Here is an 18,154-nt window from a genome sequence, read left to right as displayed (position 1 = left end):
CTCGGCCATGAGGGTGGTTCGGCCATGAGAGTGGTGTCACTCGTCCCGTCGCTCACCGAGGCCGTCGCCGTGTCCGCGCCGGGCGTCCTGGTCGGGGCGACCGACTGGTGCAGCCATCCGGCCGGCCTCGACGTCGTACGCGTCAAGGGCACCAAGAACCCGGACGTCGAGCGGATCGTCGCCCTCGCGCCCGACCTGGTGATCGCCAACGAGGAGGAGAACCGCGAGTCCGACCTGACCGCCCTGCGGGAAGCGGGACTCGACGTGCTCGTCACCGAGGTACGGGACGTGCCGGGGGCCTTTCGGGAACTGGACCGGGTGGTCCGCGCGTGCGGACTGCGGACACGGCCGCGGTGGCTGGACGAGGCCGAGGAGGCCTGGCTGGACCCGCCCCGCCCGGAGAGGCGCCTGCGCGCCGCCGTACCGATCTGGCGGCGGCCCTGGATGGTGGTCGGACGGGACACCTTCGCCGGGGACGTGCTGGCGCGGCTGGGCGTCGACAACGCGTACGCGAGCCATGCCGAACGCTATCCGCGCGTCCCGGTCGACGAACTGCGCGCCGCCGGCCTCGACCTGGTCGTGCTGCCCGACGAGCCGTACCGCTTCACGAGCGACGACGGCCCGGAGGCGTTCCCGGGGCTGCCCTGCGCGCTGGTCGGCGGGCGCCATCTCACGTGGTACGGGCCGTCGTTGGTGCAGGCACCGCGAGTACTCGGCGAGGCGCTGCGAGCAGCCGTCCGCTGACCAGGCCGCGGGCCGTGTGGACGGCGGCCACCGCCCAGGCCGCGAGGAGCAGGGCGTACAGGGCGACCGCGAGCCCGTCGTAGACGACGAGTCCGGTGTGCCGGGCGAGCCCCTCGGCGCCCGTCACACACGTGCCGACCGGGAAGGTGAACGCCCACCAGGTCATGCCGAAGGCCATGCCCCGGCGGCGGGCCCGCAGCACCAGGGCGGCGGCCAGCGCCAGCCAGAGCAGGGCGAAACCCATCACCGGGACGCCGTAGAGCACCGGCAGGATCGCGAATCCCCCCTCGTACGGGGCGGGCACCACACCCGGGGCTGCGACGGCGAACTTGTCGACGGCCGTCGTGGACTGGCCCAGCGGGCCCAGGACCAGGAACAGGGTCGGGGTGAGCGCGAGCGGCAGCGGGCCGCCCGTGACGAGGCGCGCGAAGATCATCGGCAGCATCACGAGCGTGGCCAGCAGGCTGAGGCCGAACATCGCGAGGCAGGCGAGCAGCAGCGTCTCGCGGGGCTGGCCGGCCGGGAGATGCGGTACGAGCAGGGGGCCGAGCGCTGCGGAGACCATCGGTGCGACGAGGGGGAGCAGCCACACCGGGGTGGCCTGGGACGGGTCCACCCGGTGGCGCACGACCATCAGGTACGGGACGGCCACCGCCGCCGCCAGGCCGATCAGGGTGCCCGTGGAGAAGAGCACTACGTCCAGGGCGACCGCCGCCTGTACGCCGATCCAGTCCCGCCCGACCACCAGGGCGCCGCCGCCCACGGCCAGCAGGGCCATGGAGAGGCAGCCGTAGAAGGGGGCCATCGACGGGTCCAGGAGGTGGGCGCGGGCCTGGTCCCTGTGATGCGTCCAGTGGACGGCTCGGGCAGCGAGGAGTGCGATGAGCATGGCCAGGGCGAGTGCCCAGATGGCAGTGCAGAACGTGCGCAGGCCCGGGACGTCGAAGGGGAGGCCCGCGCCCGCGGTGGCCACGATCGCGGTGCCCATCACCGGGGCGTACCAGTTGGGGCCGAGGTGGCGGAAGGGGGATGACTTTGCCGCTGCCTCCGCGTTTGCCCTTGTGGGGCGGCCGGGGTTGGCATGGCTGGTGTTGTCCGTGGTGGCGGTGAGCGGGTGGGCTGTGGCCATGAGTTCACCGTGCCTCGGTGGGGGACGGCCCACCAGGGAGTACCGGTCTATGAGGACATAAGGTGGGCTTATGAGTCGGGATGACGGGACGAGTGACCAGGGGGTTCGCGAGACGGCGTCCATACCGGTGGGTGGGCTGTCGCATCGGGTCCCCGATCTGGGTGCGCTGGAGCTGCTGCTCGCCGTGGCGCGGCTCGGGAGTCTGGGGCGGGCCGCCCGGGAGGTCGGGATCACGCAGCCGGCCGCCAGCAGCCGGATCCGGTCCATGGAACGGCAGCTGGGGGTCGCCCTGGTCGACCGCTCGCCCACCGGGTCGCGGCTCACGGACGCGGGGGCGCTGGTGACGGACTGGGCCCGGCGGGTGGTGGAGGCCGCGGAGGCCTTCGACGCCGGGGCACAGGCCCTGCGGGACCGGCGGGACTCCCGGCTGCGGGTCGCGGCCAGCATGACGATCGCCGAGTACCTGCTGCCCGGGTGGCTGCTCGCGCTGCGCGCACAGCGGCCGGACACCGCGGTGTCCCTGATCGCCGGGAACTCGACGGTGGTCGCCGAGCGCGTGCTCTCCGGCGAGGCGGACCTCGGCTTCGTGGAGGGCGTGTCCGTGCCGAGCGGCCTGGACTCCGTGGTGATCGCCCACGACCGGCTGATCGTGGTCACCGCACCAGGGCACGCGTGGGCGCGGAGGCGGCGGGCGCTCGACGCGGGGGAGTTGGCGGGGGCGCCGTTGATCCTGCGGGAGGAGGGCTCGGGGACACGACAGGTACTGGACGCGGCGCTCGGCGGTCTGGCCCGCCCTCTGATCGAGCTCTCGTCCACGACTGCGGTCAAGGCGTCTGCCGCTTCGGGGGCGGGGCCTGCGGTTCTGAGCGAGCTGGCGTTGGGGGAGGAGTTGTCTGCTCGGCGGCTCGTCGAGATTCCCGTGGAGGGGGTCCGGCTGAGCCGCGATCTGCGGGCTGTCTGGCCTGTGGGGCATCGGCCTACGGGACCGGCGCGGGACTTGTTGACGTTGACGCGGTCGTAGGAGGCGCGGGGCTGTGACATCTGCGGCTCCGCCGCGTGGCTACGACCAGCGCTCACCCACCCGTACATGACCCTCCACCGGGGGCACTTCACCCGGTCACCCGCCCGAGGCACCCCATCGCACCCGGGCGGAGCCCCGTCGCACCCGCCGTGGCAAATGTGGTGGCGACGGGGCGCGCTGCCGACGGACGATGTAGGGCATGACGATGAGCGCACCGCCGGCGACAGGCGTCCGCACCCCGTGGGAAGCGGTCCCCGAGCCGGTGCGGCGAGCCGTCGCGGACCTGCTCGGCGCCCCCGTTGTGGAAGCGGTCACGCAGACCGGCGGATTCTCGCCGGGGTTGGCAGCGCGGGTGAGGACCGCGGACGGCCGACGGGCATTCGTCAAGGCCGTGAGCGCCGAGGCGAACCCGGACAGCCCGGACATGCACCGACGCGAAGCGAGGAACGCCGCCGCCCTGCCTACCGAGACCCCCGCACCGAGGTTGCTCGGAGTGCACGACGACGGGAACTGGGTGGCGCTCGTCTTCGAGGACATCGACGGGCGTCAGCCCCATGTGCCTTGGGAGGAGGGCGAGTTGGCGTGCGTTCTCGACGCCGTGGGGGAGCTCAGCCGCACGCTCACGCCGTCCCCCGTGGACGTCCCGCCGGTCGGAGAGGCACTCTCGCGCGCCTTCCGAGGCTGGCAGAAGATGCTGGACGAGGGGCGCGGAGCCCGAGCCGGAGACAGGGGCGAGGGCCTCGACCCCTGGACCGTACGGAATCTTCCCGCGCTCGCCGAACTCGCCGCGCCCTGGGCCGAGTTCGCCTCGGGCGACACCCTCGCCCATGGCGACCTCCGCGCCGACAACATCCTCCTCACGGCCCCGGGGAACGCACCGCATCGTGTGCTCTTCGTCGACTGGCCGCACGCCCAGCTGGCCGCCCCTTGGTTCGACCTCCTGGTGATGTTGCCGTGCGTCCGCGCACAGGGCGGCCCTGATCCGGAAATGCTGTTCACCGGGCACCCGTTGGGGAGGGCGGCGGACCCGGCCGGAGTGACGGCCACCTTGGCGGCGCTGGCGGGATACTTCGTCGGACAGTCGAGGCGGCCCTCGCCGCCCGGCCTGCCGACGCTCCGCGTGTTCCAGCGGGCCCAGGGCGACGCCGCCCTCGAATGGCTCAGGAAGCGGCTCGAACCAGGCCGGACATGACGCGCGGGTCCTCGCCCATCTCCGGGTGCCACTGGACGCCCAACACCCAGCCGGGGCCGGGGAGTTCGATTGCCTCGATCGTGCCGTCCGTTGCGTGGGCGGAGGGGGCGAGGCCTGTGCCCAGGCGGTCCACCGCCTGGTGGTGGTAGGTCGGTACGGAGGTTTCCTCGGGGATCAAGCCGGCGTAGAGGGAACCCGGGACCGGCTTCACCGTGTGTCGGCCGAAGACCGCTACGGCCTCGACATGACCGTCGAGGTGCTGGACGAGGGTTCCGCCGAGGGCGACGTTCAGGAGCTGCATTCCGCGGCAGATTCCGAGGAGGGGTGTGCCGGAGGCCAACGCGGCGTCGATCAGGGCGAGTTCCCAGGTGTCCCGGGCGCGGGCCTCGGGGCCGCATCGCGGGTCGCGGGCGGCGCCGTAGCGGGACGGGTCCACGTCGGGGCCGCCGGCGATCACCAGGCCGTCGAGCCGGGCCACGGTCTCGGCCGCGCGGGTGGGTTCGTCCGGTGGCAGCATCGCGGGCAGGCCGCCCGCCGACTGGACCAGGCGCGGGTAGCCGGCCGGCAGCAGTGCCGCCTCCAGTTCCCAGACGCCCCAGCGTGCGGTCTCCAGGTATGTGCTGACTCCGATGAGCGGTCTGCCTGCCATCCCCACGCTCCCTGTTTCTCGTGCCCCTCGGGAGGAGGCTAATAGACCGACCCCATACCTTTACAGGGGTGGCTTGGTCGGATCTTGTCCGAGACCGTCTCGCACACGTTCTTATGCCAGGAAGCCGCGCAGGAGTGCCGCCGTGCCCGCGCAGTGTTCTCGCATCATTTCCCGGGCTCCGTCCGCGTCGCCGTCCAGCACCGCCTCGACCAGTGCCTCGTGCTGGCGCTGCGAGTGCTCCAGGTTCCGGACCAGGAGCGGGATGCAGTCGAGCAGGTCGTTCACGGTGGCGCGTACGGCCGCGTACTGGGCGGTGAGCGTCGGCGAACCGCACAGTTCGGCGAGGGTGAGGTGCAGGAGGGTGTCCAGGCGGCGGTAGTCCGCCAGGGGGGCGTCCTGGGTGCGGGCCAGGGCATCGCGCAGGCGTGCCGAGTGGCCGGGGGGCAGGCCGTGGGTGGCGCAGAGGCCCGCCGCGCCCACCTCCAGGACCTCGCGGAAGCGCAGCACGTCCTCTATGTCGACCTCGTCGATCCGGCGGCGCAGCTCCGCCTCGCCGGGGGCGTCGGTCCGGGGGAGGACGAACGTGCCGCCGTAGCGGCCGCGTCTCGACTCGACCAGGCCCTGGTCCTGGAGGACCTTCAGGACCTCGCGCAGCGTCACCCGGCTGATGCCGAGGCGGTCCGCCAACTCCCGTTCCGCGGGCAGCCGTTCGCCACCGGGGACCAGGCCGAGCCGGACGACCTGGAGGATCTGCTCCAGGGCCTCCTCGAAGCCGTTGCCCGCGCGCACCGGGCGCAGTACCGGCGTCAACCGGTCGTTCAGTTCGTGTGGATCCGGCTGCGGCATCTGGCCGTGCCCCCTTCCCAAGCAATGGTTCTCGGCAATACCTTATGGCTCTCGGCTGACCGAAGGAGGCATTTCCCGTGGCAGACCGCACACCACCCCTCAGTGTCGAGGAGCTGCACGCCCTCGTCGCGAGCGGCGAGATCGACACGGTCGTCCTGGCCTTCCCGGACATGCAGGGACGGCTCCAGGGCAAGCGGTTCGCCGCGCGTTTCTTCCTCGACGAGGTCCTGCACCACGGTACGGAGGGCTGCAACTACCTCCTGGCCGTCGACACCGAGATGAACACCGTCGACGGGTACGAGATGTCGTCCTGGGAGCGCGGATACGGCGACTTCGCCATGCATCCGGACCTGAGCACGTTGCGTCGTGTTCCCTGGAACGCGGGTACGGCGATGCTCGTCGCCGACCTCGCCTGGGACAACGGCTCGCCCGTCGTGGCCGCGCCCCGCCAGATCCTCCGGCGCCAGCTGGAACGGCTCGCCGAGCACGGGTTCACCGCGCAGGTGGGCACCGAGCTGGAGTTCATCGTCTTCAAGGACACGTACGAGCAGGCCTGGGACGCGAACTACCGGGGGCTCACGCCGGCCAATCAGTACAACATCGACTACTCGGTGCTCGGGACCGGGCGGATCGAGCCCCTGCTGCGCAGGATCCGCAATGAGATGGGCGCCGCCGGGCTGATCGTCGAGTCCGCCAAGGGTGAGTGCAATCCCGGGCAGCACGAGATCGCCTTCAAGTACGACGAGGCCCTGGTCACCTGCGACCAGCACGCCATCTACAAGACCGGGGCCAAGGAGATCGCCTCCCAGGAAGGTGTCTCGCTCACCTTCATGGCCAAGTACAACGAGCGCGAGGGCAACTCCTGTCACATCCACCTCTCGCTCGCCGACGCCGACGGAACCAATGCCATGGCGGGCGACGGGGCGGGCGGGATGTCGCAGGTCATGCGGTACTTCCTCGCCGGACAGCTCGCCGCACTCCGGGACTTCTCGCTGCTGTACGCGCCCAACATCAACTCGTACAAGCGGTTCCAGCCCGGGTCGTTCGCGCCGACGGCCGTGGCCTGGGGGTACGACAACCGGACGTGTGCGCTGCGCGTCGTCGGGCACGGTCGCTCGATGCGGTTCGAGAACCGGCTTCCGGGCGGCGACGTCAATCCGCACCTCGCCGTCGCGGGGCTCGTCGCGGCCGGGCTGTACGGCATCGAGCAGAAGCTGGAGCTGCCGGAGGCGTGCACCGGGAACGCGTACACCTCGGGGTACGAGCACGTGCCCACCACGCTGCACGAGGCCGCCGAGATCTGGGAGAACAGCGCGATCGCCAAGGCCGCCTTCGGTGACGAGGTGGTCGCGCACTACCGCAACATGGCGCGCGTCGAACTGGACGCCTTCGACGCCGTGGTGACCGACTGGGAGCTCCGCCGCTCCTTCGAACGTCTGTGAGGCCGAAGTTGTCGCAGCTGCACGAACTGGTAGTTCTCAACCCGGCGACGGAGGAGGTCATCTCCACCGTCCCGGGTGCCACCCCCGAGGACGTCGACGCCGCGGTCGTACGGGCGGGACGGGCGCAGGTCCGATGGGCCGCCCTGGCTCCCGGGGAGCGCGCCCGGCTGCTGCGCCGCTTCGCCGTCGTCGTCGACGAGCATCTGGAGGAGCTCGCCCAGCTGGAGGTCCGCGAGGCAGGGCATGTCGTCGGCAACGCCCGCTGGGAAGCGGGCAATGTGCGCGATCTGCTCGACTATGCGGCCGGGGGAGTGGAGCGGCTCACCGGGCGCCAGATCCCGGTGCCGGGCGGTCTCGACATCACGATCCTCGAACCGCTGGGCGTTGTCGGGATCATCGCGCCCTGGAACTTCCCGATGCCCATCGCGGCATGGGGTACCGCTCCGGCGCTCGCGGCGGGCAACGCGGTCATCCTCAAGCCCGCCGAGACGACCCCGCTGACCGCCCTGCGGCTGGCCGAGCTCGCCCTGGCGGCGGGCCTGCCCGAGCACCTCTTCCAGGTGCTCCCGGGAGCGGGCGCGATCACCGGCAACGCGCTGGTCGAACACCCCGGAGTCGCGAAGATCGTCTTCACGGGGTCAACGGCCGTGGGCAAACAGGTGTTGGCGAAGGGCTCGGCGCATCTCAAGCGCGTCACCCTCGAACTCGGCGGCAAGAGCCCGAACATCGTCTTCGCCGACGCCGACATCGAGGCCGCCGCGGCAGCCACCCCCATGTCCTTCCTCGACAACTCCGGCCAGGACTGCTGCGCCCGCACCCGCATCCTCGTCCAGCGGTCCGCGTACGACCGCTTCCTCGAACTCCTCGCCCCGGCGATCGAGTCCGTCGTCGTCGGCGACCCGGCCGACGAGAAGACCGCCATGGGCCCGCTGATCTCCAGGTCCCAGCTGGAGCGCGTACGTTCGTACGTCACCGAGGCCACCGGCAGTGCGGCCGGCATCCGCGGCGCCGCCCCCGAAGGCCCCGGCTTCTGGTTCCCGCCCACCGTCCTGACCGGAATCGAGTCCCACGCGCGCGTGGCCGTCGAGGAGGTCTTCGGGCCGGTCGCCGTGGTCCTCCCCTTCGAGGACGAGGCCGACGCGATCCGCCTCGCCAACGCCACCGAGTACGGCCTGGCCGGTTCCATCTGGACCCGGGACGTGGGCCGCGCCCTGCGTGTCTCCAGCGCCGTCCGCGCCGGGAACCTGTCCGTCAACTCCCACTCCAGCGTCCGCTACTGGACCCCCTTCGGCGGCTTCAAGCAGTCGGGCATCGGCCGCGAACTCGGCCCGGACGCCCTGGCCGCCTTCACCGAAACCAAGAACGTCTTCATCAGCACGGAGGGCCCCGCACAGTGAGCGCATCGACCGACGACATCATCTGCCGCCGCCTGGTCGGCCGCACCGCCGTCATCACCGGGGCCGGCAGCGGCATCGGCCTCGCCACCGCCCGCCGGCTCGCCTCCGAGGGCGCCCACGTCGTCTGCGGCGACGTCGACGAGACCCGCGGCAAGGCCGCCGCCGAGGAGATCGGCGGCATCTTCGTGAAGGTCGACGTCACCGACCCCGAGCAGGTCGAGGCGCTCTTCAGGACCGCGTTCGACACGTACGGGTCCGTCGACATCGCCTTCAACAACGCGGGCATCTCGCCGCCCGACGACGACTCGATCCTGGAGACGGGCCTGGAGGCCTGGAAGCGCGTCCAGGAGGTCAACCTCACCTCCGTGTACCTGTGCTGCAAGGCCGCGATCCCCTACATGCGGCAGCAGGGCAAGGGATCGATCATCAACACCGCGTCCTTCGTGGCCCGGATGGGCGCCGCGACCTCGCAGATCTCGTACACGGCCTCCAAGGGCGGAGTTCTCGCCATGTCCCGTGAACTGGGCGTGCAGTTCGCGCGGGAGGGCATCCGCGTGAACGCGCTGTGCCCCGGGCCGGTCGACACGCCTCTCCTCCAGGAACTGTTCGCCACGGATCCGGAGCGGGCCGCGCGCCGCCTCGTACACATCCCGGTCGGGCGGTTCGCGCAGGCCGAGGAGATCGCCGCGGCGGTCGCGTTCCTCGCCAGCGACGACTCCTCGTTCGTGAACGCCACGGACTTCCTGGTGGACGGCGGGATCTCTGGCGCATACGTGACCCCGCTCTAGGCCTCCGGCGGAGGCGGCCGTGTGCCGGTGGGCGGGTGGCGCCTAGAGTGCCGGGATGAGCATGACGCCCCCGCCCGGGTGGTACCGGGACCCCTCCGCCCCGCACGTGGAGCGCTGGTGGGACGGGACCGCCTGGACCGAACACCGGCGCTCACCCGAGGCGACGACGCCCCAACAGCCGTACGCGCAGCCGCAGTTCACGCCTTCGACGCCGACGGTTCCGCTCGGGACCGGCGTCTCCGGCGGCTCCGGTCGTGCGAAGGCGATCGCCCTCACCGCGGCGGCGGTCGTGCTGGTCGCCGCGATCGTCACGGGCGCCGTCGTCCTCAGAGGGGACGACGGCGACCCGCAGACGCAGACCGCGCCGACGCCCACGTCGTCCGCGCCCACGAGCGCCGAGCCCTCGCCCTCACCCTCGGAGTCCAGCTCCGAACCGTCCGCCGACGACCCCTCCGTCGTCGTGGACGAGCTCAACGGCATCACCCTGCCGCTCCTCGACGGCTGGGCCAGACCGCGGAGCGTCATCGAGGCCGACATCGTGATGACCACGTCCGGGACGTACGACTGCCCGGGCGACGACGGCCTCTGCCGCCACGGCACGGTCATCTCGCGCACGGTCACCTCGAACGACGAGAAGTCCCCCGAGACCCTCGCCAAGGACGACATCTCCGAGGCGGCAGACCGCGCCTACGACCGCAACAAGGTCAACCAGCGCCCCTTCCACGGAATCACCTCGCACGAGGTGGTCGAGCAGGGGTCGGTGGCGGTCGCCGGCCGCACCGGGTACTTCGTGCGCTGGCGCGTCAAGACCGAGGCGGGGCCCGGAGGTTACGTCCAATCGATGGCGTTCCCGTCCAGCGTCGGCTCGGAGTCGATGGTCATGGTGCGCTACGCCTTCGACGCGGGCGAGGAGGGGCCGCCCCTCGCCGACATGGACCGGATCACCAAGGGGATCCGGCCGGTCGGCGACGAGGGCACGGGCGGCGGAGTGGGCAGCAGCATCGGGCCCACGCAGTAGTCGGCCCCGGCCTCGGCTTCCCGGACCGAGACCGGCAATCGGCTGTCAGCCGTCGGCTACAGGAACGTGTGGCCCTCTCCGCGATAGGTCGGGACCGTCACCGTCACCGCGTCGCCCTCCACGAGCTGCAGCACGTCGAACCGCTCGCACAGCTCCCCGGCCTTCGCGTGCCGGAACCACACCTTGTCGCCGATCAGCAGATCGTCCGCGGGTGAGCCGAGCAGCGGCGTCTGCACCTCGCCGGCCCCCTCCTGGGCGTCGTACCGCAGTCCCTCGGGCAGGTACGGCACGGGCGACCGGTCGGGGCCCGCGGCACCCGACGCCGGGTAGCCGCCGCCGAGGACGGTCACCACACCCACCCCCGGCCTGCGCACGACGGGCTGCGCGAAGAGCGCGGCCGGACGCCCGCTGAACGACGTGTAGTTGTCGAAGAGCCGCGGCTGGTACAGCCCCGACCCGGCCGCGATCTCGGTCACCGAGTCCTCGGCCGCGGTGTGCTGGACGCTGCCCGTGCCACCGCCGTTGACGAACTCCAGGTCCGGCACGACCGCCCGGACCGCCCGCACGACGTCCGCACGGCGCTGCGCCAGCTCCTTGCGGGCCGTGGCCTGCATCAGCCGGATCGCACGCGACCGCAGAGGCCGCCCCTGCACGGAGTCGCCCACCCCCGCGATGTGCCCCTCGTACGCCATGATCCCGACGAGCCGGAATCCGGGCCGCCGAGCGACCGTACGAGCCATCTCGGCGACCTGGGCGGGGGAGTGCAGCGGTGAACGGCGGGCGCCGACCCGGACCCGGCCGCCGAACATCTTCAGCGCGGTGTCCAACTCCAGGCACACACGCACCTCTTCGCGTCCGCCGTCCCGGGCGTCGTCGATCAGCTTCAGCTGCGCCGGGTCGTCGACCATGACGGTCACGGCGCCCGCGAGCTTCGGATCGGAGGCGAGCTCCGCGTACGCCTTGCGGTCCGCGGACGGATACGCGAGCAGTACGTCCTCGAAACCGGAGCGCGCCAGCCACAGCGACTCGGCGAGCGTGAACGACATGATCCCGGCGAAGCCGTCCCGGGCCAGCACGCGTTCGAGCAGCGCACGGCAGCGTACGGACTTGCTCGCGACGCGTACGGGCTTGCCCGCCGCCCGCCGTACGAGATCCTCCGCGTTGGCGTCGAAGGCCTCCAAGTCCACGATGGCGACGGGAGCGTCTAGGTGAGCGGTGGCCCGGTCGTAACGGGCCCGGTCTGCGGCGCGGGCAGTCATGGGCGAAGCCTGCCAGACCTGATTACCGCAGGGTAGGGGGACGTTCCGGGCAGATGCCCCGGGCCTGCCGACTGGTTCCCACTCGCACAGCGTCAACCCGTAGAGTGACGCGCACGCAAGCAGGGAACGGATCCGGAGGGGATCCTTCGGCGGGCCGGTCGCCGGGGCCGAGGAAACGGGGGGTGCATGAGCACGGAAGCGCGCCGCGCCTCCATTCCTCCTCGCCCCTCGACGCCCCCCGAGCAGCCCTCGGCGGAGAGCGGACGAGAGCAGTCCGAGGGGTCCGGGGACACGGGAGACACGGGCAACTCGGGTACGCCGTCGGGCCGTGCCGACGCCGGGGTGCCCGGGAGCCCGGACCGGCGGCCCTGGCAGGACGCCTTCGACGCGTTCGGACCTGCGAGGCCGGGGCGTGCGCCGCACGAGTCCGGGACACCGGGTGTCGGGACCGCGGGTGTTCCGCGGCGGCCCGAGGGACCCGGCGCAGATGACACGGGCTCTTTGGTCGGGCGCGGCTTCGGAGACGCGCCGCTGAGGCCCGGCAGCGCGGGGAGTCGGCCGGGCGTCGGCGCCCCGGGCACACCGCACCGGCCGCACGCGTCGGACGGGACCGGCCCCCGGGGTACGTCCTCGGCCGCGTCGTCCCGCTTCCAGAACCTCCGCCCCGCCGGCGAACGACGACACGAGCCTGAGACGCCCCCGCCGCCGCCCGCTTCGGCACGCTTCCCGGACACACCGCCGCCCGACACGGGTGCCATGCCGCGCGTGGAACGGACAGGGAAGCCGCCCGTCCCACCGCGTCCGTCGACCGGCCCACGCACCACTCCGACGAGCCCGACGAGCCCGGAATACGCGGCTCGCGCACCGCGTCCGACCGGCGCCCCCGGGGCGACTCCGGGACGCGCCGAACCGACGGGCGCTCCGCCGCGTCCGGCGCGTGAACCCGGGGCGGCCCCGAGGACCACCGATCAGGCCGATGTGCCAGGGCGTCCGTCGACCGGCTCCGGGACGGGTGCGGGGCGTGCCGAGCGGGCGGGCGTTCCCTCCCGTCCGGCGTCGGAGTCCGGGACGGGTACAGGGCGTGCCGAGCAGGCCGGTGCTCCGCGCCGTCCGGCGACCGAGTCCGGGGCGACCGTAGGGCGTGCGGGGCGGACAGGCTTTCCGCAGCGTCCGGCGGGGGATCCGCAGGCTCCGAGGAGGAACCCCGAGGGAGCGGCCGGGGTCCCGCCGCGTCCCGCGAACGCACCGGGAGGGGCGGGAGTCGCCGGCCGGAACACCCGGGCGACCGACGGTCCGTCGCGGCCCGCGGCCGAGCCCCGCAACTCGATGACGCACGGCGAGGGCAGGTCCGCCCCACCCCGTCCCGCCACCGAACCGAGGACGGCCAACGGCACATCACCGGACCAGCGCCTCGTCACCGGCCTGCCCCTGCGCCCCTTCGCCCCACCGAGGCCGGAGACTCCGGCGCCTAGGCGGGGCCCCTCCGAGGGCCGAGTAGCGCCGCCGTCTGGGCCGGGTGCTGCCGAGGGCCGTGTCGCCCCGCCGTCTGGGCCGGGTGCTGCCGAGCGCCGAGTAGCGCCGCCGAGCGGGCCGGGTGCTGCCGAGCGTCGGGTCGCGCCATCCTCTGGGCCGGGTGCTGCCGAGGGCCGAGTCGCGCCGCCGTCTGGGCCAGGTGCCGCCGAGCGTCGGGTCGCGCCTCCGTCTGGGCCGGGGGCCGCCGAGCGTCGGGTCGCGCCGTCGTCCGGGCCGGGCGCTGCCGAGGGCCGTGTCGCATCACCGTCCGCGTCCGGTGCCGCCGAACGCCCCGTCGCACCACCCTCCGGACCAGGCGTCGCCGAGCGCCCGGCCAGGCCGCCCGTTCCGCCGCGGCCGAGCACGTTCCACCCCTCCGCGCGGCGCACCGGCGCGCCCTGGGAGACTCCGTCGGAGACGACCACCAGGCTCCGGCCCGTCCCGGCCGACCCGCCCGCGGCGGCGCCCAGCGCCCCGCGCCGTCCCGAGATCCGCCTGTCAGGCTCGGCGGAGTCCTTCACGGATCCCACTCCGCACGTCGCCGATCCCCCGGACCCGGCCCACCGCCCCTTCGTGTCCCTCGCGGCCCCGGACACGTACGACAACGACACCGTCCAGCCGCACACGGGAGGCGCCCGCCCGCGTCCCCGCCTCGCGGCCGTGGTGACCTGCGTCGTGCTGGGGCTCGGGCTCATCGGTGGTGCGGTGACGGGCAGTTGGCTGAGCGGTGACAGTGCGGGCGGGGCCGGAAAACCGGACGCGTTCACGGCGGCCGGGGCCCTGTGGCACAGCATCCCCGTGGACGAACTCTTCCCGCCCACCGTCGACGGCGAGGGCGCGGGCCCGGGCGGCGCCGACCGCGCGTGGACCCGTATCGCCGTGGCCCCGGACAGCGGCTGCAAGGACGCCTTCGACCCGCTCCTGCGCAAGGCACTCGCCCCCGCGGGCTGTCTGCGCCTCCTGCGCGCGACCTACACGGACGCCACCCGAAGCCATGTCACCACGGTCGGCCTGCTGTTCACGAAGGCGGACTCCGCGGCCATGGGCACCCTGCGCACCCGGTTCAACGCCCAGGGCCTCGACCGGCGGCGCGACCTCATGCCCCGCCCGTACGCGGCACAGGGCACCCTCGCCGCCGGGTTCGGCGACGCCCAACGCACGTCCTGGACCGTGTCGGTCCTGACCGACGCCCCGGTCGTCGTCTACGCCGTCTCCGGTTTCGCCGACGGCCGTACCTTCACCGAACCGCAGCCCGCCGAGGACGCGATGAAGGCCGACGCCACCACGCCCGCCGCCCAGGGCGGCCTGGGCCACGACGCACAGGGCCTCGCCGACCGCATCGAGCGAAGCCTCCGAAAAACCGTCAACTCGGCCACGGAGAAGCCGTCATGACCCGCAGGGCCCTGCCCGGGAGGGGACTCGTGGTCGGCCTCATGGCCGCCGCCATCGCCCTCCTGCCCGCCACGGCCGCTCACGCCGACGGCATCCGCGCCAAGCAGTGGGCCCTCGACGCGATGCACACGCAGGAGGCGTGGCAGACGACGAAGGGCAAGGGCATCACCGTCGCCGTCCTCGACACGGGCGTCGACGACGAACACCCGGACCTTGAGGGCAACGTCCTCACCGGCAAGGACATGGTCGGCTTCGGCGCCGGCCGCGGCGACCGCCCCTGGGCCCGCCACGGCACCGCGATGGCCGGCATCATCGCGGGCCACGGACACGGCGCGGGCGACGCCGACGGAGTCATGGGCATCGCCCCCGAGGCGAAGATCCTCCCCGTCCGCGTGATCCTCGAAGACGGCGACTCCGCCCGCGGCAAGGCCCGCAACACCCGCGGCAACGCCCTCGCCGAAGGCATCCGCTGGGCCGCCGACCACGACGCCGACGTCATCAACCTCTCCCTGGGCGACGACTCCAAGTCCGCCCACCCCGAGGCCTCCGAGGACGCCGCCGTCCAGTACGCCCTGAAGAAGGGCGCCGTCGTCGTCGCCTCGGCCGGCAACGGCGGCGAGAAGGGCGACCACATCTCGTACCCGGCGGCCTACCCGGGCGTCATCGCCGCGACCGCCGTCGACCGCTACGGCACCCGCGCCTCGTTCTCCACCCGCCGCTGGTACGCCACGGTCAGCGCGCCCGGCGTCGACGTCGTCATCGCCGATCCGGACCGGAAGTACTACGAGGGCTGGGGCACGAGCGCCGCGTCGGCCTTCGTCTCGGGCGCGGTCGCCCTCATCAAGGCGGCCCACCCGGGCCTGTCCCCGGCCCAGATCAAGCAGCTCCTGGAGGACACGGCCCGCGACGCCCCCACCGGGGGCCGCGACGACTCCCGGGGCTTCGGCTTCGTGGACCCCGCGGCAGCCATCAAGGAAGGCGCCGACCTGAAGCCCGAGGGCCTGAAAGCGGCGGCCCACAACAACAAGTACTTCGGCAAGGGCCCCGACACCGCCAAGGAGGACAGGCCCACCTCGGCCTGGGTCGGCCCCCTGGCCGGCAGCACCGGCGGCGTCCTCCTGGTGGTGGCCGTCATCCTCTGGCGAGGCAGCAGAAAACCGACCGAGCCCCGATAGGGGCGCGAGGCTGCGACATCTGTGGCTCCGCCGCGTGGGCGCGACCGGCCCGGAACAGCCCGCACGTCACCACAGCCTCAGTCCCCGTCAAAGCAGGACACGGCCGCCTTCGCCACAGCCTCCACCACCGAAACCCCCTTCTCCTTCGACGAGTTGCCGTCGGACAGCACAGCCACGAGATACTCCCGGCCGCCCGCACTCACCCGCCCCACGCTGTTGATGTCCCACAACCCGGTCGCGCTCCGAGGCAACCACCCGTTCTTCAGGGCGAATTCAGAGGCCCCCACGCCGGACGAGGCCGCAGACACCCCCCAGTCCTGTCCCACGGCGATCTCCCCCATGAGCCCGGTCAGATACGCCCGGGAACTCTCGCTCAGCTCCGGCTTCTCGCCGAACACCTGCCGCAACAAGGTGAGTTGATCGGCGGCCGTGGTCTGCGTAAGCCCCCACAGCGCCCCGTCCCCGCCCTCGGTGTCCCGCAGCCCGAACCGCTTGTTCGCAGCCCGCAACCCCTCCGCCTGCCCGATCGCCGTCCACAGGGCGGTCGCCGACGCGTTGTCACTGTTCCGGATCATCGCGGCGGCGTACGTCTTCTCCTGCGCGGTGAGCCCTCGCCCCGCGTCCTGCGCCCGCAGCAGCAACGAGGCCAGAATGTCGACCTTCACGATGCTCGCGGTGTCGAACGCCCCGTCCCCGTACACCGCGCTCTCTCCGGACGCCACGTCCAGCACCGCCACCGACACCGCTGCCCCGTCCTCGACGGCCACGGCCTTCACCGCCTCGGCGAGCAGCGCGTCCCGGTCCACCACGGGACTGGGCCTGGTCCTGGAACTGGCCGCAGCCGTGGGCATCGCCGAAGATTCCACCGTCGCCTCCATCGCCGTGGTCGCCCCCGACGAAGCCTCCGCCCCGCGGGACACCGAGGACGATACGAGCCCCTCGGCATCGTGCGCCTGTGCCTTCACGTACAGAGTCCCCGAGGACGTGGCGCCCACGAGCACCACGGAGGCGACCGAGGCGTACAGGAGAGACCTGCGACGGGACGGACGGCCACTGCACAGACGAGCCCGGTGGGGGAACATGCCGCGATCGTGGGCCCCGGCACTGTGTGCCCGGTTAGACGGATGTTAGAAGCGTGTCAGCGATCCCTGAGAATCCCGTGAACCCGTGAACGACGGGTTTCCGAGCGTCGCAAACCGCACGATCGGCCCACCAGACGGGCCGGCGTTCCCCACCGGAGGGGCCGGTGCCGCCCACCGGCACGGACCGCCACCGCCCACCGATAGGCTCGGTGCCCGTGGCGAACAAGAACATCCCCGACTCCGGCTTCTCCGACGACGACGGCTCCGCCGACCCCCGGCTGAGCGCGGCGCTCACGGCCTGGGCCGAGGACCGGTCCGCGCACGGCCCCGTCCTCGCCGCACTGAAGGGGGCCCGGCTCCTCGTGCCCGTGGTCGCCGTGCTCGGTGAGGTCGAGGAGGACGAGAACGGGCTGCGCCGCGAGAAGACCAGCGACATGGCGGTCCCCACCCTCAAGGCCGGCGACCGGACCGCCCTGCCCGCCTTCACGTCCACCGAGTCGCTGGCCCGCTGGGACCCCGAGGCCCGCCCCGTCGCCGTACCCCTGCACCAGGCTCTCCAGGCCGCCGCCCACGAGAAGGCTGACACTGTCGTACTCGACCTGGCGGGCCCCGTCCCGTACGAGCTCTCGGGCCCGGCCCTGCTCGCGCTCGCCGAAGGGCGCACCACGACGGACCCGCTGGCCGATCCGGCCGTGGTCGCCGCGGTACGCGCGGCGGTCGCCGCCGAGCCCCTGGTGCTCCGCGCCCACCTCGGCCCCGGCCGGGCCGACGGCACCCTCGCCCTCGTACTGGACCCGTCCGCGGCCCCGGCCGAGACCGCACAGGCCGTCGCCCGCCGCCTCGCCGCGGACGAAACACTGAGGGCCCGCCTGGTACGCGGTCTCGACCTGGCACTCCTGCCGGCCGAGGCGACGCCACCGGGCGAGCCCCTGTACGTACGCCAGTAGTGGACGTACGCCGATGTACGCCACAGACGGCTGGGCGTACATCGGAAGAAGACAGACGGCTGGGCGTCCGTCGGAAAAGGGTGGTGACGGGCGGGTCAGCCGAAGACCGGGCCCGTGTACTTCTCGCCCGGGCCCTGGCCCGGCTCGTCCGGGACGAGTGACGCCTCGCGGAACGCCAGCTGCAGCGACTTCAGGCCGTCGCGCAGCGGGGCCGCGTGGAAGGAGCTGATCTCGGTCGCGCTCGCGTCGAGCAGCCCGGCCAGCGCGTGCACCAGCTTGCGTGCCTCGTCGAGGTCCTTGTACTTGTCGCCCTCCTCGGTCAGACCGAGCTTCACGGCGGCGGCGCTCATCAGGTTGACGGCGACCGTCACGAGGACCTCGACCGCGGGGACCTCCGCGATGTCGCGGGTCATGGCGTCGAAGTCGGGGGTCTCAGGAGGGGTCTCACTCATGCCCCACACGATAGGCCCCGGCCCGTCGGCCCCCGTCCGCGGGAGCACTGTTCCCCTTCTGCCTCCCCTTCCTCGGAACAGCCGGAGAACGGTGCATGCAGGCCGATTC

The 18,154-nt window shown here is 72.8% G+C and carries 16 protein-coding genes; 10 read left to right on the top strand and 6 right to left on the bottom strand.

Features of this window, described 5'->3' with window-relative positions; all coding sequences use genetic code 11:
- The first annotated feature begins 24 nt into the window (after positions 1 to 24).
- Positions 25 to 744, top strand: a complete 720-nt coding sequence (locus AOK17_RS20185; protein ID WP_055613905.1) for a helical backbone metal receptor — start codon at positions 25 to 27, stop codon at positions 742 to 744.
- On the opposite strand, the gene AOK17_RS20180 is transcribed toward AOK17_RS20185, so the two are convergent.
- The gene (locus AOK17_RS20180) at positions 671 to 1,873 is read right to left on the bottom strand and encodes a TDT family transporter (protein ID WP_079053154.1); all 1,203 of its coding nucleotides are present in this window, start codon (positions 1,871 to 1,873) and stop codon (positions 671 to 673) included. The two genes, AOK17_RS20185 and AOK17_RS20180, sit on opposite strands and share 74 nt — an antisense overlap.
- A gap of 70 nt (positions 1,874 to 1,943) precedes the next feature.
- On the opposite strand from AOK17_RS20180, the gene AOK17_RS20175 reads away from it, so the two are divergent.
- Together AOK17_RS20175 and AOK17_RS20170 are read left to right on the top strand one after the other, a co-directional pair.
- A complete protein-coding gene (locus tag AOK17_RS20175) occupies positions 1,944 to 2,894 on the top strand; it encodes a LysR family transcriptional regulator (protein ID WP_055613903.1) in 951 nt (316 codons plus the stop codon).
- Between the two features lie 199 nt (positions 2,895 to 3,093).
- Positions 3,094 to 4,086 (top strand): phosphotransferase family protein, encoded by a 993-nt coding sequence (locus tag AOK17_RS20170; RefSeq protein ID WP_055613902.1) that lies wholly within the window; start codon positions 3,094 to 3,096, stop codon positions 4,084 to 4,086.
- Here the strand turns inward: AOK17_RS20170 and AOK17_RS20165 are convergent.
- A complete protein-coding gene (locus AOK17_RS20165) occupies positions 4,055 to 4,735 on the bottom strand; it encodes a gamma-glutamyl-gamma-aminobutyrate hydrolase family protein (protein WP_055613901.1) in 681 nt (226 codons plus the stop codon). The two genes, AOK17_RS20170 and AOK17_RS20165, sit on opposite strands and share 32 nt — an antisense overlap.
- A gap of 111 nt (positions 4,736 to 4,846) precedes the next feature.
- Entirely contained in the window at positions 4,847 to 5,581 is a 735-nt protein-coding gene (locus AOK17_RS20160) for a FadR/GntR family transcriptional regulator (protein ID WP_055613900.1), read from the bottom strand.
- A 77-nt stretch (positions 5,582 to 5,658) separates the two neighbouring features.
- On the opposite strand from AOK17_RS20160, the gene AOK17_RS20155 reads away from it, so the two are divergent.
- The 4 genes from AOK17_RS20155 to AOK17_RS20140 all read left to right on the top strand — a co-directional run bounded on the left by AOK17_RS20155 (position 5,659) and on the right by AOK17_RS20140 (position 10,226).
- A complete protein-coding gene (locus AOK17_RS20155) occupies positions 5,659 to 7,023 on the top strand; it encodes a glutamine synthetase family protein (RefSeq protein WP_055613899.1) in 1,365 nt (454 codons plus the stop codon).
- An 8-nt stretch (positions 7,024 to 7,031) separates the two neighbouring features.
- A complete protein-coding gene (locus tag AOK17_RS20150) occupies positions 7,032 to 8,420 on the top strand; it encodes an aldehyde dehydrogenase family protein (RefSeq protein WP_055613933.1) in 1,389 nt (462 codons plus the stop codon).
- Entirely contained in the window at positions 8,417 to 9,208 is a 792-nt protein-coding gene (locus AOK17_RS20145) for a 3-oxoacyl-ACP reductase (protein WP_055613898.1), read from the top strand. Before AOK17_RS20150 ends, AOK17_RS20145 begins: the two co-directional genes overlap by 4 nt.
- A gap of 61 nt (positions 9,209 to 9,269) precedes the next feature.
- Positions 9,270 to 10,226 carry a DUF2510 domain-containing protein gene (locus tag AOK17_RS20140; protein WP_055613897.1) on the top strand — a complete coding sequence of 319 codons (957 nt, stop codon included), beginning with the start codon at positions 9,270 to 9,272 and terminating at the stop codon, positions 10,224 to 10,226.
- A gap of 56 nt (positions 10,227 to 10,282) precedes the next feature.
- On the opposite strand, the gene AOK17_RS20135 is transcribed toward AOK17_RS20140, so the two are convergent.
- Complete coding sequence (locus AOK17_RS20135; protein WP_055613896.1) at positions 10,283 to 11,485, bottom strand: amino acid deaminase/aldolase; 1,203 nt, start codon at positions 11,483 to 11,485, stop codon at positions 10,283 to 10,285.
- Positions 11,486 to 13,570: 2,085 nt separating this feature from the next.
- Here AOK17_RS20135 and AOK17_RS20130 point away from each other — a divergent pair.
- Both AOK17_RS20130 and mycP read left to right on the top strand, forming a co-directional pair.
- Positions 13,571 to 14,389: a hypothetical protein gene (locus tag AOK17_RS20130; protein WP_055613895.1), complete on the top strand. Its 819-nt coding sequence runs from the start codon at positions 13,571 to 13,573 to the stop codon at positions 14,387 to 14,389.
- On the top strand, positions 14,386 to 15,564 hold the full coding sequence (mycP, locus tag AOK17_RS20125) for a type VII secretion-associated serine protease mycosin (protein ID WP_055613894.1): 1,179 nt from the start codon (positions 14,386 to 14,388) through the stop codon (positions 15,562 to 15,564). The genes AOK17_RS20130 and mycP overlap by 4 nt, the downstream gene beginning before the upstream one ends.
- 77 nt (positions 15,565 to 15,641) lie before the next feature.
- On the opposite strand, the gene AOK17_RS20120 is transcribed toward mycP, so the two are convergent.
- Entirely contained in the window at positions 15,642 to 16,646 is a 1,005-nt protein-coding gene (locus AOK17_RS20120) for a serine hydrolase (RefSeq protein WP_055613893.1), read from the bottom strand.
- Between the two features lie 215 nt (positions 16,647 to 16,861).
- On the opposite strand from AOK17_RS20120, the gene AOK17_RS20115 reads away from it, so the two are divergent.
- Positions 16,862 to 17,593 (top strand): SseB family protein, encoded by a 732-nt coding sequence (locus AOK17_RS20115; RefSeq protein ID WP_055613932.1) that lies wholly within the window; start codon positions 16,862 to 16,864, stop codon positions 17,591 to 17,593.
- A gap of 95 nt (positions 17,594 to 17,688) precedes the next feature.
- Here AOK17_RS20115 and AOK17_RS20110 read toward each other — a convergent pair whose 3' ends face one another.
- Positions 17,689 to 18,045, bottom strand: a complete 357-nt coding sequence (locus AOK17_RS20110) for a DUF1844 domain-containing protein (RefSeq protein ID WP_055613892.1) — start codon at positions 18,043 to 18,045, stop codon at positions 17,689 to 17,691.
- Positions 18,046 to 18,154 lie beyond the last annotated feature (109 nt).

Origin of the sequence: Streptomyces phaeochromogenes (assembly GCF_001418655.1) — a bacterium.
Lineage (GTDB): Bacteria > Actinomycetota > Actinomycetes > Streptomycetales > Streptomycetaceae > Streptomyces > Streptomyces phaeochromogenes.
The sequence above is the reverse complement of the archived record's forward strand: the minus strand, read 5'-3'. Positions and strand labels throughout refer to the sequence as shown.

Coding starts and splice junctions, on each gene's coding strand:
- AOK17_RS20185 (WP_055613905.1), top strand. CDS start 25: ATGAGAGTGGTGTCACTCGTCCCGTCGCTCACCGAGGCCGTCGCCGTG.
- AOK17_RS20180 (WP_079053154.1), bottom strand. CDS start 1,873: ATGGCCACAGCCCACCCGCTCACCGCCACCACGGACAACACCAGCCAT.
- AOK17_RS20175 (WP_055613903.1), top strand. CDS start 1,944: ATGAGTCGGGATGACGGGACGAGTGACCAGGGGGTTCGCGAGACGGCG.
- AOK17_RS20170 (WP_055613902.1), top strand. CDS start 3,094: ATGACGATGAGCGCACCGCCGGCGACAGGCGTCCGCACCCCGTGGGAA.
- AOK17_RS20165 (WP_055613901.1), bottom strand. CDS start 4,735: ATGGCAGGCAGACCGCTCATCGGAGTCAGCACATACCTGGAGACCGCA.
- AOK17_RS20160 (WP_055613900.1), bottom strand. CDS start 5,581: ATGCCGCAGCCGGATCCACACGAACTGAACGACCGGTTGACGCCGGTA.
- AOK17_RS20140 (WP_055613897.1), top strand. CDS start 9,270: ATGACGCCCCCGCCCGGGTGGTACCGGGACCCCTCCGCCCCGCACGTG.
- AOK17_RS20135 (WP_055613896.1), bottom strand. CDS start 11,485: ATGACTGCCCGCGCCGCAGACCGGGCCCGTTACGACCGGGCCACCGCT.
- mycP (WP_055613894.1), top strand. CDS start 14,386: ATGACCCGCAGGGCCCTGCCCGGGAGGGGACTCGTGGTCGGCCTCATG.
- AOK17_RS20120 (WP_055613893.1), bottom strand. CDS start 16,646: ATGTTCCCCCACCGGGCTCGTCTGTGCAGTGGCCGTCCGTCCCGTCGC.
- AOK17_RS20110 (WP_055613892.1), bottom strand. CDS start 18,045: ATGAGTGAGACCCCTCCTGAGACCCCCGACTTCGACGCCATGACCCGC.